We start from the raw sequence: 14,752 nt of genomic DNA, 5'->3' as shown, positions 1-14,752 counted from the left end.
CGGAAGGACAACGACTATGACCGTGGCACCCGACCCGCACCTGTCGCTCGTGCGCCCGGTGACACCGCGCAATCCCCAGGGCTGTGAGGAGTGCCTGCGCCTCGGCTCTCCATGGGTGCACCTCAGACTGTGCCTGACCTGCGGGCACGTAGGATGCTGCGATTCCTCGCCGCTGAAGCACGCCCGGGGGCACGCCGTCGCCGTCGCTCATCCCATCGTGCAGTCCCTCGAACCGGGTGAGAACTGGCGCTGGTGCTTCGTCCACGAGGCAATGGTCTGATGAGCGCCGAAACCGCTGACCCGCAGGGGAGCGGGACGGTCCGCGAATCACCTGACCGGCATGGCGCTTATCCACGGCTGGCACCCGAACAGATCGAATCGCTGGCGCAGTACGGCGAGCGGCGTCCGACCGAGGCAGGGGAAGTGCTGTTCCGCGAGGGCGAGCCCTTCGAGGAGTTCCTCGTGATCCTCAGCGGCATGGTCGAGGTCATCCACGACTACGGCGGCCTGGACCCCCGCACGGTGGCCGTCCACGGCCCCGGCCGCTTCCTGGGTGAGCTCGGCCTGCTCGAAGGACAAGCAGCGTTCTACACCGCAGTGGTCCGCGAGCCCGGTGAGGTCCTCGCCATCCCGGTGGAACAGCAACGTGCCCTGGTGGCGAGCGATCCGGTCCTCGGAGATCTGGTGCTGCGCGCCTATCTGGGCCGCCGTTCGCTGCTCATCGGCCTCGGAGCGGGGTTCAGGATTCTGGGCTCGTGCTATTCGCCGGACACCCTTCGGCTGCGCGAGTTCGCCGCACGCAACCGGCTGCCCCACCGGTGGATCGACCTGGAGAAGGACCGGGAAGCCGAAGCGCTCCTGCGCCGGTTCGGCATCCGGCCCGATGAGACGCCGGTCGTCATCTGGAGAGGGCAGCAGGTGCTGCGCAATCCCAGCACCGCGGAACTCGCCCGCCTCGTAGGGCTTCCCACCCCTGCGCCCGACGCCACCGAATGCGATCTGCTGGTGGTCGGCGCGGGTCCGGCGGGACTCGCCGCCGCCGTTTACGGCGCCTCCGACGGCCTCGCCACCGTCACCGTTGACGCCATCGCCACGGGGGGCCAGGCCGGCACTTCGTCGCGCATCGAGAATTATCTGGGCTTCCCGTCCGGGATATCGGGCGGAGAACTCATCGAGCGCTCGGTCCTCCAGGCACGCAAGTTCGGCGCGCGGATCACCGTGCCTGCCGAGGCGGCCGGCCTGGAACAGCGCGACGGCCACTACGCGGTCACCTTCGCGGACGGCTCCGAAAGCGAGGCGGACACGATCGTCCTCGCTTCCGGGGTGCGTTACCGCAAGCTCGAAGTCCCCGGCATCGAGCCGTTGGAGGGCTCCAGCGTCTACTACGCGGCCACACTGCACGAAGCCAATCTCTGCCGTATGGACCCGGTGGCCGTGGTCGGCGGTGGAAACTCCGCCGGGCAGGGCGCTCTCTTCCTCGCGGGCTACGCGCCCAAGGTGTATCTGATCCTCCGAAGCGGCGATCTCGGCAAGGACATGTCGCGCTACCTGACCGATCAGGTAGAACGGCATCCGAAGATCGAGGTGCTGCTCCACACCGAGGTACGCCAGGTCCTCGGTGACGGCGTGCTGCAGTCGTTGGTGTTGGAGGACAACTTCTCCGGCGACAGCCGCGAGTTGCCGGCCCGCGCCCTCTTCGTCTTCATCGGGGCACGGCCGCACACCGAGTGGCTCAAGGACATGATCGCGTTGGACGCCAAGGGGTTCGTGCTCACCGGTGCCGATGCCCGGGCCGTGGCCGACAGGCAGCTCTGGGCCCCGCTCGGCCGTGGGCCGCTGATGCTGGAGACCACACTGCCGGGTGTCTTCGCCGCGGGTGACGTCAGGAGCGGGTCCGTCAAGAGAGTGGCCTCCGCATCGGGCGAGGGAGCCATTGCGGTCCGGCTCGTCCATGAGCACCAGGCGCAGGAGGGCAACCTGGACCGCGTCGCGACCGGCGCGGGGCGGCGGGCTGCGGGTCAGCCGGCGCCGGGCCAGTCGGTGTCCTGACGCTGGCCCCTGCGCTGGCGTTCGCCGTAGGCCGCCTGGCGGACCGCCCGGTCGTCCTCCAGTCCGGCGCCCAGCGCGCCGCCGACTGTTCCCATCGAGGTGATGAACCAGGCAAGCGACAGGTAGTAGGCCGCGTTCGGCTCGTGCCCGATGACGGGACGCAGCGAGTCGGGCGTGAGCACGAACACCGCGGTGACGAGGACCAGGACGTACAGGGCGGCGTACAGGCAGGCGATGCCGATGTACAGCGTCACGACCGTGGCGAGGTTGTAAAGCGCCGCCCGCTGCCGGGCGACCTCGCTGCTCGGCTGCTCCCACAGTTCGTGGTCGATGATGAGCCAGGCGACCAGGGCCGTGATCGACGCGAACGTGAGCACGGTGTCGCGGGCCGGGCCCAGGTGCAGACTGACCTCCCACACGTCGCTGCTGATGATGCCGAACGCGGCGGTTGCGAAGACGCCGGCGAGCGCCCGCGACAAGCCGGTGAAGAGAAGCCAGGGCCGGTTGGCCCGCACCATTCCCCCCAGCAGGCGCAAACGGCCCCAGGCGCCGGGCAGGACGTAGTGCCGCCGCTGCCCGGTGTCCTGAACCCGCCCGGGAAGCGAAGTCCTTCCGGACTCCACCGGAAGCAGTTCGCCGATGATGCCGAGTACGGCATCGCGGACACGCCGGGGAACGCGGAACAGGCCCAGAGAGGGCAGGGACAGCAGCGCGATGCGCTCCGACGGGCTCAGCATCGCGACAACCGGCCGGGCATGGTCACGGTACGGCAGGTCGGTCACGAACACCGCCGTGTCCCAGGTCTTGTCCTGCAGGCGCTCCTTGAGGGCCTGCACCATCCGCGGAAGATCGGTCTGAGCGACCACGCCCAGGGGACTCGACTCCACACGTACCGTCCACCGCACGTCCGGCGACACGTCGCCGAGCAGATCGGCGAGGTTCTTCGACAGTTCCTTCGCGACCTCGGTCGGCCAACCCGGGTCGGCGATCAGAACGACGTCGTGCGCCGGGCGCCCGGCCGGATCGGCCGACTGTGGTGGTCTGTTCATCGGACGGCCTGTACGCGGAGGGTGTGTGGCGCGGTCGGGCCAAGCACTTTCGTCAGCATGCTAGGCGAGGGCCGGGGCTTTTTACGCGAGGTCCGAGCGCTGCGGGCAGGGTGTCGAGATGATCGAGGCTGCGCTTCCGCCTGTTGGATCAGGCCTGGCGCTCAGGGCTGGAGACTGCCCACGACGTTCGCGGTGGCCGCGATTCCCTCCTGGATGGTCGGCGCCATGCTCGTGCCGGCCAGGTAGAAGCCGAGCAGTGCGCAGACCAGCGCATGCGAGAGCTTCAGTCCCCCGTTGCGCAGGAAGATCACCGCGAGGATCAGCAGCAGCAGCACCACTGAGATCGAAATGGCCATGGACATCCTCCTCCGCCGCGCCACAACTGCGGCATTCGGGCGCAATGGTGGCGTAGTGGAGGGGCCGTCCGGGCGGATGACGTGTCCGCCGTACGGGTGTTGACTGCCTGTGACCGTGCGCCGGGCGCGTTCGGCTAGCGCCGGGTGCGCAGGAAGCGTTCGAGCCCCGCCAGGTCATCGGTGTTGAGGTGATCGACCCCTGCGGCGAGCAGCTCGGCCCAGACCGCGTCGCGCGCCGGGCCCGGCGCGTCGGGTGTCGCCCAGAAGCGGACCCGCTGCCGGGCGGCATGTGCCCGGGCGACGAGCGTACGCAGCTTCTCGCGTTCGGCCGTCGGCATGGGTCCCACGCCGTGCCAGCCGAAGCTGTGCGTCCAGTTGCTGCTGATCAGCGGGATGAAGGAGGCCGGGGCGGAGGTTCCCAGGTCGTCGAGCCGGCCGTCGTAGAAGGCATGGCGCACATGCTGCGCCTCCATGGGCGCACGGGCGGCGCGGTCGCCGGAGACGACGGGGGTCACCGCGTGCGCGTGGGCGCGGCGCAGCGGACGCGTGCGGCCGCGCTCCTGCTCGGCCGCACGGTCCTGCGCAGGCAGTGCGACCCCGCCGATCAAGGCGGCTGCGAGGGTACTGACGGCTCTGCGGCGCGTGGTGAGGGCCATGGGGCGAGTATGCCGTCGTCCGAGGCTCAACGCCCTTGCGCTTCATGGAAGTTGGCGAACCGGTCAGGGCTCGTCCGGCCACGGCCGGAGAGGCCGCCCACGCCCCGGCCGCCGCGCTCGGATCAGCGCGGCGGCCGGGGTCATAGCGGGCCGATTGCCCGTACCGATCGGGCCGTCGGGCCTACTCAGGTGCCGGCAGGTCTGCCAGGGACCCCACCGTGTCCCGGTGCATGCCGGCCGTACCGAGGGCGATCGCGTCCGCCTTGGCGCGCTTGAGGTACAGGTGTGCCGGGTGCTCCCAGGTCATGCCGATACCGCCGTGCAGCTGGACGCACTCCTCCGCCGCGCGCACGGCGACACGGGAGCAGTACGCCTGGGCCACGGCCACCGCGAGCGGTGCCTCCGGGCTGCCCGTGGCCAGCGCGTCGGCGGCGTTGCGCGCTGCGGCGCGAGCGGAGACGACCTCCAGCCAGAGCTGCGCAAGCCGGTGCTTGAGCGCCTGGAAGGAGCCGACGGGGCGGTTGAACTGGTGGCGTTCACGGGTGTACCGGACGGTTTCGGTCAGGCACCAGTCGGCCAGTCCCAGCTGCTCGGAGGCGAGCAGTCCGGCGCCTGCCAGCAGGCCCCGCCGCACAGCGGCGTGCGCGGTCGCGGAGTCGGCGAGCAGTGTGCCGCGGGTTCCGTCGAGGGTGACCGAGGCCAGCGGACGGGTCAGGTCGAGAGGAACGAGCGGCACGACGGTGGCGTCGGCCGCGTCCACCGCGAACAGACCCGTGTCGGCGACGACGAGCAGGACATCGGCCGCGGCGGCGTCGGCGACGCCGGTGACCGTGCCGGTCAGCACTCCGCCGCCCGCGTCCCGTACACCCGTGGCCGGCACGGCCCCGGGCGCCGCGGACCACGGAAGGGCGAGTACGCCGACGGACCGGCCGCCGGCCAGCGCGGCCAGCGGGCCGGCTGCCTCGCCGTCCTCGGCGCCGAGTCCCAGCAGGGTCTCCACCGCGATCACGGCGCTGGTCAAGTACGGCACGGGCGCGACGGTCCGGCCCAGCTCCTCCAGCACTACGGCGGCCTCGCGGTGCGTGGCCCCCTGGCCGCCGAGCTTCTCGGGGACCAGCAGGCCCGCCGTGCCCATGTCGGCGCCGAGCACCTTCCACAGGCCGCGGTCGACCGGTTCGGCGCTCTCGGTCCTGGCCAGGACGGAAGCGGCGTCAGCCCGGTCGGCCAGCAGCGCGCGTACGGCCGCCCGCAGGTCGTCCTCGGCCTCGGAGTAGAGCAGGTCGGGGGCGGGCTCGCCCAGCGACGCCTTCGTCCCGGTCATCGGGCCAGGTCCTTCCATGCGACGTCCTTGTCGTTACGGGGCTCCGTGGGCAGTCCGAGGACGCGCTCGGCGACGATGTTGAGCAGCACCTCCGACGTACCGCCCTCGATGGAGTTGCCCTTGGAGCGGAGGTAGCGGTAGCCGGCGTCGCGGCCCGTGAAGTCGACCAGCTCGGGACGGCGCATGGTCCAGTCCTCGTACAGCAGCCCCTCCTCACCGAGGAGTTCGACCTCCAGGCCGCTGATCTCCTGGTTGAGACGGGCGAACGCGAGCTTCATGCCCGAGCCCTCCGGGCCGGGCTGGCCGGCAACGAGCTGCTGGCGCAGGCGCTCGCCGGTGAGCCGGGCCACCTCGGCGTCCACCCAGAGGGTGAGCAGGCGCTGATGGAGGTCGTGGGTGCGCAGTCCGGGGCGATCGCGCCAGGTCTTGGCGACCGGCCCGATCATGCCGCCCTCGCGCGGAATGCGGGAACCTCCGATGGAGACCCGCTCGTTCATCAGCGTGGTCTGGGCAACCCGCCAGCCCTCGCCGACCGGGCCGAGGCGATGCGCGTCGGGGATGCGTACACCGCTGAGGAAGACCTCGTTGAACTCGGCCTCACCGGTGATCTGGCGCAGCGGCCGCACCTCGACGCCCGGGTCGGTCATATCGCAGACGAAGTACGTGATGCCCTGGTGCTTGGGCAGGGCGGGGTCGGTACGGGCGATCAGAATGGCCCAGCGGGCCAGATGGGCACTGGACGTCCACACCTTCTGCCCGTCGACGACCCAGGTGTCTCCCTCCCGTACCGCGCGGGTGCCGAGCGCGGCGAGGTCGGAGCCCGCTCCCGGCTCGCTGAACAGCTGGCACCACACCTCCTCCCCCACCCACAGCGGCCGCAGGAAGCGCCGCTTCTGCTCGTCGTTGCCGTACGCGAGGACCGTCGGCGCGGCCATGCCGAGGCCGATGCCGATGCGGCGCGGGTCGTTGTCGGGCGCGCCCGCGGCCGTCAGCTCTGCATCGGCCACCACCTGGAGGGAACGTGGCGCGTCGAGCCCGCCGAGCCCCACGGGGTAGTGCACCCAGGCGAGTCCGGCGTCGAAGCGGGCGCGCAGGAAGTCGGTACGGTCGGTGGTGGCGGGCGGGTGCGCGGCCAGCAACTCACGGGTCAGGCGGCGCACTTCGGCGGCGTCCGGCGCGGGCGTCGTGGTGGGCGGGTGCACGGACATCAGGACACCCCTTCCGGGACGACGACCAGCCGTCCGGTGGTCGTACCGTCGGCCACCCGCTGCACCGCTTCCGCCGCGTCCTTCAGCGCCACGCGCCCGCTGACGAGGGGCTTGATCGCGCCCTGCGCGGCGAGCCTGGTGAGCTCCTCGTGGCAGCCGCGGACCGCGGCCGGGTCCTGGGTGTTGTACAGGCCCCAGTGCAGCCCGACGATCGAGTAGTTCTTGACGAGCGCATGGTTGAGGGCGGGCGAGGGGATCGAGCCGCTCGCGAACCCGACGACGAGGATGCGGCCCTCGAAGGCGACGCACTTGGCCGACTTCGCGTACGCGTCGCCGCCCACCGGGTCGTACACCACATCGGCGCCCTTGCCGCTCGTGAACTCCTTCACCCGGGCGACGAGGTCCTCGGTGTGCCGGTCGATGACCAGGTCACACCCCAGCTCCTGCGCCGCCTGGGCCTTGTCCGCCCCTCCGACGACCCCGACGACCGTCGCGCCGGCCGCCTTGCCGAGCTGTACGGCCGCGCTGCCCACGCCGCCCGCCGCGGCATGTACGAGCAGGGTTTCGCCCGCCTGCAGGCGGGCCCGCCGGTGCAGTCCGAACCACCCCGTCTGGTAGCCGATGTGGAGGGCGGCCGCCTCCGCGTCGTCCAGCGCTTCGGGCGCGGGCAGCACGGCCCGGGCGTCCACCGTCACGTACTCCGCGAAGCCGCCGTTCGGCAGCAACGGGTTGGCGATCACCCGGCGGCCGTCCTCTGTCTCCCCGCAGATCTCCACTCCCGGGGTGAACGGCAGCGGCGGCCGGACCTGGTACTGGCCCCGGCAGAGCAGGGCGTCCGGGAAGTTGATGTTCGCGGCGCGGACCCTGAGCCGCAGCTCCCCGGGCCCCGCCACGGGTTCCGCCACCTCGTCGAGCCGCATCACCTCACGCGGCTCGCCATGGGTATGCACTCGCCATGCCTGCATCAGGGGCCTCCACCGGCTGTAGACAGAACCACGCTCGAGGCATACTAAGCGGTCGCTTGCTTCGATGGGAACAGCTGGGACCGGGGAGTCCCGGGCGGGGTGCAAGCTGCGCGAGACCAACGACAGCGGCCGACCTCTCATCAACCCGCGAACGTGTCTAGGCTCGAGTCATCGGGGGCGGCTCTGCGGCGGCAGGAGGCTGCTGTGACGGTTGAGAACTCGAGTGATGGTCTGGGCCCTGCGGGCCCCCGCTATCTGCCGATCGCCGAGCACGGGCTGATCGGTGATCTTCGCAGTGTGGCCCTGGTGGGCACCAACGGCACCATCGACTGGTACTGCTGTTCACGTTTCGACGCCCCCAGCGTGTTCGCCTCGATTCTCGACGCCGACCGTGGCGGATCGTTCGAGCTGGCCGCCGACGTGCCGGCGAGAACGAAGCAGTTCTACTTTCCCGACACGAACGTGCTGATCACCCGGTTCTTCGCCGCCGACGGGGTGGGTGAGATCCAGGACTTCATGCCGGTGGTCGACAGCTCCCGCGAGGCCGGGCGGCACCGTCTCATCCGGCGCGTGCTCTGCGTGCGCGGATCGCTTCCCTTCCGGGCGCGGGTGGCCCCACGGTTCGACTACGGGACGCAGCCGCACTCCGTCCGCCTGGAACAGGGCCGGGCGGTGTTCGAAACCCCGGCGGTGTCCCTGGCACTGACGGCCACCGAGCCGCTCGAGAGCGACGGACAGGATGTCTGGGCGGAGTTCAAGCTCCTCGAGGGCGAGTCCGCGGTGTTCGCACTCGACCGGGTCGGCGACGACGTCGTGCCGCGCGGCTGTCCGCAGGCCGAGGCGGCCGAGCAGTTCGCCGCCACGGTGGCGTTCTGGCGGCGGTGGCTGTCCGAGTCGCGCTACAAGGGCCGCTGGCGGGAGATGGTGCACCGCTCCGCACTGACACTGAAACTCCTCACCTACGTCCCCACCGGCGCGATCGTGGCCGCCCCGACGACCAGTCTTCCCGAACAGATCGGCGGTGAGCGCAACTGGGACTACCGGTACGTATGGATCCGCGATGCCGCGTTCTGCACATACGCGCTGCTCAGACTCGGGTTCACCGAGGAGGCAGAGGCCTTCATGAACTTCCTGTTCGAGCATGTCAGCCTGAACGGCTGCGGCCCGTCGGGTCCGCTTCAGGTCATGTACGGCATCGACGGCCGCAGCGAGCTGCCCGAACGCGAGCTGGACCACCTCGAGGGCTATCAGTGCTCCGCCCCGGTACGGGTCGGCAACGCCGCCACCGAACAGCTGCAACTCGACATCTATGGAGCGCTCATCGACTCCATCTACCTCTACGATCACTGGGGCCAACCCATATCCAGCGACCGATGGGACGGGGTCTGCGCCTTGGTGGACTGGGTCTGCGGCAACTGGGACCAGCCGGACGAAGGCGTCTGGGAAACCCGCGGCGGACGCAAGAACTTCCTGTACTCGCGGCTGATGTGCTGGGTGGCGATCGAACGGGCCATGCGGATGGCCGGCCGCCGCGGCCTGCCCGCCGATATCCCGCGCTGGCGGCGGACGCGCGACACGATCTACCGGCAGATCATGCAACGCGGCTGGTCCGCCGATCGGCGAGCATTCGTCCAGCACCAGGACGGGGACGTCCTCGACGCCTCGGTTCTGATGATGCCCCTGGCCAAGTTCGTCTCCCCCACCGACCCGAAATGGCTCTCCACCCTCGACGCACTCACCGAGGACCTGGTCACCGACTCCCTGGTCTACCGGTACGACCCGGAAGCCAGCCCGGACGGACTGCGGGGCGAGGAGGGTACGTTCTCCATCTGCTCGTTCTGGTACGTCGAAGCGCTGGCCCGCGCCGGGCGCACCGATGCGGCGCGGCTGGCCTTCGAGAAGATGCTCACCTACGCCAACCATCTCGGCCTGTACGCCGAGGAGATCGGCCGCACCGGAGAACAGCACGGCAACTTCCCGCAGGCCTTCACCCACCTCGCCCTGATCAGCGCCGCGTTCAACCTCGACCGCGCCCTCGGCTGACGCGACTCGGATGACGGGACGCGGGAGGGAGAACCACCCCGGACGGCTGGGCGAGGCGCGCGTCAGCGGGAGAAGACCTCGAAGGTGACGGCCGGCCTGCCGCCGAAGCGGGCCGCCGCCGCCTGCGCGCTCCCGGTGAGGAAGGTCCGGCAGTACTTCTCGGGGTCCTCGTCCGTCAAGGCCTCGATGTACGACCGGTGTTCCAGCAGCGACCGCACCGAGCGCTCCAGACCCGGCGTCGCGTCCACCGCGTGCGTGGGCGAGACGGATCCCGCGACTGCGACCCAGCGGACGCCGTCCCACGGCTGAAGGCCCTGTCCCGTCAGTTCGGGGAAGATCCAGCGGTTCCCGGCGTCCCCCGCCGCGTCGAGGGTGGCGCGGCCCACGGCCCGGTGGTCGGGCGAGTTCCACGCGACCCCGCCCCAGGTGTCACGGTGGTTGAGGGTGATGACGAGCTCCGGGCGGTGCCTGCGGATGGCCGCGGCGATGTCACGCCGCAGTGCGGTGCCGTACTCGATCACGCCGTCGCGATGATCGAGGAACTCGACCGCGCTCACCCCGACAACGGCCGCGCTCGCCCGCTGCTCCCGCTCGCGCAGCGGCGCGCATGTGGCGGGATCAATGCCGTCGATGCCCGCTTCACCGCGGGTGGCGAGGAGGTACGTCACCTCCCGGCCGCCGTCCGTCCAGTCGGCGACCGCGGCGGCGCAGCCGTACTCGAGATCGTCGGGATGCGCCACGACGGCCAGCGCGCGTTGCCAGTCGGTGGGCATGGGTTGCAGCAGCTGATCGGTCATGCCAGCAGCGTAATGCGCCGGTTACGCCTCATCTCGCGCGAGCGCGAGCAACCGGTCCAGGACCCGGCCGCCGCCCGCCCGGACACCGTCGTGTTCGTACTCGTCGGTGACCCACGTGCGCAGGCCCCGGATCGCGCGGGCGGTGCGCGACGAGTGTTCCGTGTCGACGTACATGTCGTCGTGGTAGACGGCCGCCGCGACCGGCACCTGATTGGCGGCCAGCCGGTCCTGGTCGTACAGGGGGGTCCAGTCGGCCCGTTCGGCGAGCAGCCGGCCGGTCTCGCGGAGCGGGGCGAGCGACGGGTCGGTGTCGAAGTGCCAGGGGTGCACGGTCTCGCCGGTGAACAGCAGTGGCTCGTCGCCGGCCAGTGTCTTGGCCGCGTCGAACTGCGGGAATTCGGCGCGTACCCGGTCCGCCGCCCAGCGGGTGGGCCGGTGGTCCTGGGCATAGATCGCCTCGTGCAGCAGGGCGTACAGCGGGTGTCCGGCGTACGAGAGCACGGCGTGGACGTTCTCCTGGAAGGCGTCGGAGAGGGCCGGCCCCGAGGGCGTGCGTACGAAGGCGTCCTCGAGCAGGTAGTGCAGCTGGTGGCTGCCGTCGCCGGTGCCGAGCAGGATGCCGAGGGACTGGAAGGCCTCGGGGGTGAGCCGGTAACCGCTGTTCAGTACCGGCTGGTGTTCCGCCAGGTGGCCGGCGATCCGGCGGACGCGCCGGACATCCTGGGGGTAGCGGGCGTAGTGGGCGGCGTTCTTCCGTTCGATGCGCGGGTACGCCGCCCGGTAGACCTCGTCCGCGGTGGCGTCCAGCGCGGGCAGTCCGCCGGTGATCAGAGCCATACGCAGGCCCTGCGGAGCGGAGGAGAGGTAGTGCGTGGCGCAGAAGCCGCCGAAGCTCTGCCCGAGTACGGTCCAGGGGGCTCCACCGGTCAGCGACGGCCTGACCGTCTCGCAGTCCCGGACGATGGAGTCGGCCCTGAAGTGCGCCAGGTAGTCGCTCTGCTGCTGCGGGGTGCCGCGCGTCGGGAGGGTCTGCCGGTTGGCCGGCGTGGACCTGCCGGTGCCGCGCTGGTCCAGCAGCAGGACCCGGAACTCCTGGAGGGCACGGCCGAGCCAGCTCTGCCGGCCGGTGAAGCGGCGGGCGCCGAAGCCGGGGCCGCCCTCCAGGTAGACCAGCCAGGGCAGTCCGGCGTCGGCCTTGTCGCTCGCCACGGCTTCCCGGCCGAACAGCTCGATCTGCTCCCCCGCCGGATCCCCGTGGTCGAGGGGCACGGTGAACCAGTGGTCGGTGAGGACTACACCAGGCTGCCGGTAGCGGGTGGTCATGCGAGGATTCCCGGTGCTTCGGCGGCGACGGTCGTGCTGTCGCCGTGTCCGGTGCGGACGACCGTGTCGCCGGGGAGCGTGAGCAGTTTCGTCCGGATCGACTCGATGATCGTCGGGTGGTCGGAGTACGAGCGTCCGGTCGCCCCGGGGCCGCCCCGGAAGAGCGTGTCCCCGGAGAAGACCGTGTTCAGCGTGGCCAGTCGCAGGCAGACGGCGCCCGGACTGTGGCCGGGGGTGTGCAGCACCTCCAGCACGCCGTCGCCCATGGCGAGTTGGTCCCCGTCGGCGAGCGGGAGGTCGGGCTTGCGCTCGGGATGGGTCATCCGCCAGAGCACCTCGTCGTCGGGGTGCAGCAGGATGGGCGCGCCGGTGCGGTCCGCGACGGCCGGGGCGGCGTCGATGTGGTCGTTGTGCGCGTGGGTGCAGATGATGCCCAGCAGCCGGCGTCCCCCGACCGCGGCGACGACGGCGTCGGCGTCGTGCGCCGCGTCGATGACGTAGGCGTCGGTGTCGTCCCCGACGACCCAGACGTTGTTGTCGACCTGCCATTCGCCGCCGTCGAGGGCGAAGACCCCGGACGTGACGGTCCTGTCGATGCGCAGCGCTCCGCTCACAGCTGCACCACCGAGCGGAGGACCTCGCCGCGCTCCATCTTGGCGAAGGCCTCCTCCACGTCCCCGAGTCCGATGGTCTCCGAGACGAAGGCGTCGAGGTCCAGCCGGCCCTGCAGGTAGAGGTCGATCAGCATGGGGAAGTCCCGCTCGGGCAGGCAGTCGCCGTACCAGGAGGACTTCAGGGCGCCGCCGCGTCCGAACACGTCCAGCAGGGGCAGTTCGAGCTTCATGTCGGGCGTGGGAACGCCGACGAGGACGACCGTTCCCGCCAGATCGCGGGCGTAGAAGGCCTGTTGATAGGTCTCGGGCCGGCCGACGGCCTCGATGACGACATCCGCGCCGTTGCCGTCGGTCAGCGCCTGGACCGCCTTGACCACATCGTCCGTCCGCCCGTTCACGGTGTGCGTGGCGCCGAGCGCGCGGGCCTGCTCCAGCTTGCGGTCGTCCAGGTCGACCGCGATGATCTTCGCCGCGCCGGCCAGCCGGGCCCCTGCGACGGCGGCGTTGCCGACGCCGCCGCAGCCGATGACGGCGACCGAGTCGCCACGCCCGACATTGCCGGTGTTGAGAGCGGCGCCGAGGCCCGCCATGACTCCGCAGCCGAGCAGGCCCGCGGCAGCCGGCGAGGCCGCCGGGTCCACCTTCGTACACTGCCCTGCCGCGACCAGGGTCTTCTCGGCGAAGGCCCCGATACCGAGGGCGGGCGACAGCTTCGTGCCGTCCTCCAGAGTCATCGGCTGCGTGGCGTTGTGCGTGGCGAAGCAGTACCACGGGCGGCCGCGCCTGCAGGCGCGGCACTGACCGCAGACCGCGCGCCAGTTGAGGATCACGAAGTCGCCGGGCGCGAGGCCGGTGACGTCGTCGCCGACCGCCTCCACCACTCCCGCCGCCTCGTGGCCCAGCAGGAAGGGGAACTCGTCGTTGATCCCGCCCTCGCGGTAGTGCAGATCGGTGTGGCAGACCCCGCAGGCCTGCACCTTGACCAGCGCCTCGCCGGGCCCGGGATCCGGTACGACGATGGTGGTGAGCTCCACCGGTCCGCCCTTGGTCCTCGCGATGACACCCTGCACGCGATGCGCCACAGTCCACCCGCCTTCGTCGGCTTCCACTGGAAATGCGAACGTATCAGCCGGAACGGGGGCTCAGCGATGCCTCGGACAGGCCCGGCCGGTGTGCGGCGCGGGCCCCTGGCTCCTAGCGTGGGGACATGATCCGGTTCGAGCAGGTGACCAAGCGGTATCCGGACGGCACGACCGCTGTGGACGACCTGTCCTTCGAGGTCGCCGAGGGGGAACTGGTGACCCTGGTCGGCCCTTCGGGGTGCGGCAAGACGACGACGATGATGATGGTGAACCGGCTGATCGAACCGACCTCGGGCCGGATCTACGTGGATGGCGAGGACGTCGCCGGCGTCGACCCGGTGCAGCTGCGCCGCCGGATCGGCTATGTGATCCAGCAGGTCGGACTCTTCCCGCATCGCACGGTTCTCGACAACACAGCGACCGTGCCGGCCCTGGTCGGCTGGAAGAAGAACAGGGCGCGGGCGCGGGCCGCCGAACTGCTCGACCTGGTGGGACTGGACCCCTCGACGTACGGCCCGCGCTATCCGGAACAGCTTTCCGGCGGCCAGCGCCAGCGCGTCGGCGTGGCCCGGGCGCTCGCCGCGGATCCGCCGGTACTGCTGATGGACGAGCCGTTCGGCGCGGTAGACCCGGTCGTGCGCGAACGGCTGCAGAACGAGTTCCTCGGCCTCCAGGCAGCCGTGCGCAAGACGGTCCTGCTGGTCACCCACGACATCGAGGAGGCGGTCCGGATGGGCGACCGGATCGCCGTCTACGGGCAGGGGCGCATCGAACAGTTCGACACCCCGGCCGCGGTGCTCGGCACGCCCGCGACGCCGTACGTCGCCGAGTTCGTCGGCTCCGACCGGGGTCTGAAGCGGCTCTCCGTCACCGAGATCGAGCCGGCCGACCTCGAGCAGCCGCCGGTCGCCCGGCTCGACGACCGTGCCCATGACGCGGCCGCCCTGCTGCGCGGACAGGACGCCCGCTGGGCGGTGGTGCTGTCCGACCGCGGCGAACTGCACGGCTGGGTCTCGGCCGAGGCCCTGGCACTGGCTGGCTCGGCCGGGACGGTCGGAGAGCTGGCCCGCCGGATGGAGGCCTGGGTGCCGGTCGGCGCCCCGCTCAAGCAGGCCTTCAGCGAGATGCTCCAGCACGACGCGGGCTGGGTGGCGGTCCTGGACGGCCACCGGTTCCTGGGCGTGCTGACCCCGGCCAAACTGCACGAGGCCCTGCGCCGCTCGGTGGACGCGGAGGCTCAGGGGGTGCGGCGGGACCAGGTCCGGTTCGACTCGGTGGCCGACGCGTAG

The 14,752-nt window shown here is 71.0% G+C and carries 14 protein-coding genes; 4 read left to right on the top strand and 10 right to left on the bottom strand.

What is annotated here, in order from left to right; translation table 11 throughout:
* Positions 1-16 precede the first annotated feature (16 nt).
* Complete coding sequence (locus tag AB0M62_RS22300; RefSeq protein ID WP_366076026.1) at positions 17-280, top strand: UBP-type zinc finger domain-containing protein; 264 nt, start codon at positions 17-19, stop codon at positions 278-280.
* Entirely contained in the window at positions 280-2,049 is a 1,770-nt protein-coding gene (locus AB0M62_RS22295; RefSeq protein ID WP_366076025.1) for an FAD-dependent oxidoreductase, read from the top strand. The genes AB0M62_RS22300 and AB0M62_RS22295 overlap by 1 nt, the downstream gene beginning before the upstream one ends.
* Here AB0M62_RS22295 and AB0M62_RS22290 read toward each other — a convergent pair.
* From AB0M62_RS22290 to AB0M62_RS22265, 6 genes are all read right to left on the bottom strand, one after another.
* A complete protein-coding gene (locus AB0M62_RS22290) occupies positions 2,019-3,098 on the bottom strand; it encodes a hypothetical protein (protein WP_366076024.1) in 1,080 nt (359 codons plus the stop codon). The genes AB0M62_RS22295 and AB0M62_RS22290 overlap by 31 nt on opposite strands.
* Positions 3,099-3,259: 161 nt before the next feature.
* Positions 3,260-3,454 (bottom strand): hypothetical protein, encoded by a 195-nt coding sequence (locus tag AB0M62_RS22285; protein ID WP_366076023.1) that lies wholly within the window; start codon positions 3,452-3,454, stop codon positions 3,260-3,262.
* 134 nt (positions 3,455-3,588) lie between these two features.
* Positions 3,589-4,110, bottom strand: coding sequence for a hypothetical protein (locus AB0M62_RS22280; RefSeq protein ID WP_366076022.1), 522 nt, complete (start codon positions 4,108-4,110; stop codon positions 3,589-3,591).
* A gap of 181 nt (positions 4,111-4,291) precedes the next feature.
* A complete protein-coding gene (locus AB0M62_RS22275) occupies positions 4,292-5,431 on the bottom strand; it encodes an acyl-CoA dehydrogenase family protein (RefSeq protein WP_366076021.1) in 1,140 nt (379 codons plus the stop codon).
* Positions 5,428-6,639, bottom strand: a complete 1,212-nt coding sequence (locus AB0M62_RS22270; RefSeq protein WP_366076020.1) for an acyl-CoA dehydrogenase family protein — start codon at positions 6,637-6,639, stop codon at positions 5,428-5,430. The genes AB0M62_RS22275 and AB0M62_RS22270 overlap by 4 nt, the downstream gene beginning before the upstream one ends.
* On the bottom strand, positions 6,639-7,604 hold the full coding sequence (locus AB0M62_RS22265) for an NADPH:quinone oxidoreductase family protein (protein ID WP_366076019.1): 966 nt from the start codon (positions 7,602-7,604) through the stop codon (positions 6,639-6,641). Before AB0M62_RS22265 ends, AB0M62_RS22270 begins: the two co-directional genes overlap by 1 nt.
* 204 nt (positions 7,605-7,808) lie before the next feature.
* Here AB0M62_RS22265 and AB0M62_RS22260 point away from each other — a divergent pair, with 204 nt between their 5' ends.
* A complete protein-coding gene (locus AB0M62_RS22260) occupies positions 7,809-9,647 on the top strand; it encodes a glycoside hydrolase family 15 protein (RefSeq protein WP_366076018.1) in 1,839 nt (612 codons plus the stop codon).
* A 62-nt stretch (positions 9,648-9,709) separates the two neighbouring features.
* Here the strand turns inward: AB0M62_RS22260 and AB0M62_RS22255 are convergent, their stop codons facing one another.
* Genes AB0M62_RS22255 through AB0M62_RS22240 form a run of 4 tightly spaced genes read right to left on the bottom strand, consistent with a single transcriptional unit; the run spans position 9,710 to position 13,463 of the window.
* Positions 9,710-10,444, bottom strand: a complete 735-nt coding sequence (locus AB0M62_RS22255) for a PIG-L deacetylase family protein (protein WP_366076017.1) — start codon at positions 10,442-10,444, stop codon at positions 9,710-9,712.
* Positions 10,445-10,465: 21 nt separating this feature from the next.
* A complete protein-coding gene (locus tag AB0M62_RS22250) occupies positions 10,466-11,767 on the bottom strand; it encodes an alpha/beta fold hydrolase (RefSeq protein ID WP_366076016.1) in 1,302 nt (433 codons plus the stop codon).
* A complete protein-coding gene (locus AB0M62_RS22245) occupies positions 11,764-12,381 on the bottom strand; it encodes an MBL fold metallo-hydrolase (protein ID WP_366076015.1) in 618 nt (205 codons plus the stop codon). Before AB0M62_RS22245 ends, AB0M62_RS22250 begins: the two co-directional genes overlap by 4 nt.
* The gene (locus AB0M62_RS22240; protein WP_366076014.1) at positions 12,378-13,463 is read right to left on the bottom strand and encodes an S-(hydroxymethyl)mycothiol dehydrogenase; all 1,086 of its coding nucleotides are present in this window, start codon (positions 13,461-13,463) and stop codon (positions 12,378-12,380) included. The genes AB0M62_RS22245 and AB0M62_RS22240 overlap by 4 nt, the downstream gene beginning before the upstream one ends.
* Positions 13,464-13,588: 125 nt before the next feature.
* Here AB0M62_RS22240 and AB0M62_RS22235 point away from each other — a divergent pair, with 125 nt between their 5' ends.
* Positions 13,589-14,752 (top strand): betaine/proline/choline family ABC transporter ATP-binding protein, encoded by a 1,164-nt coding sequence (locus AB0M62_RS22235; protein WP_366076013.1) that lies wholly within the window; start codon positions 13,589-13,591, stop codon positions 14,750-14,752.

Source organism: Streptomyces sp. NPDC051219, assembly GCF_040682335.1.
Classification (GTDB): domain Bacteria; phylum Actinomycetota; class Actinomycetes; order Streptomycetales; family Streptomycetaceae; genus Streptomyces.
This window is presented reverse-complemented; position numbering and strand designations above follow the sequence as displayed.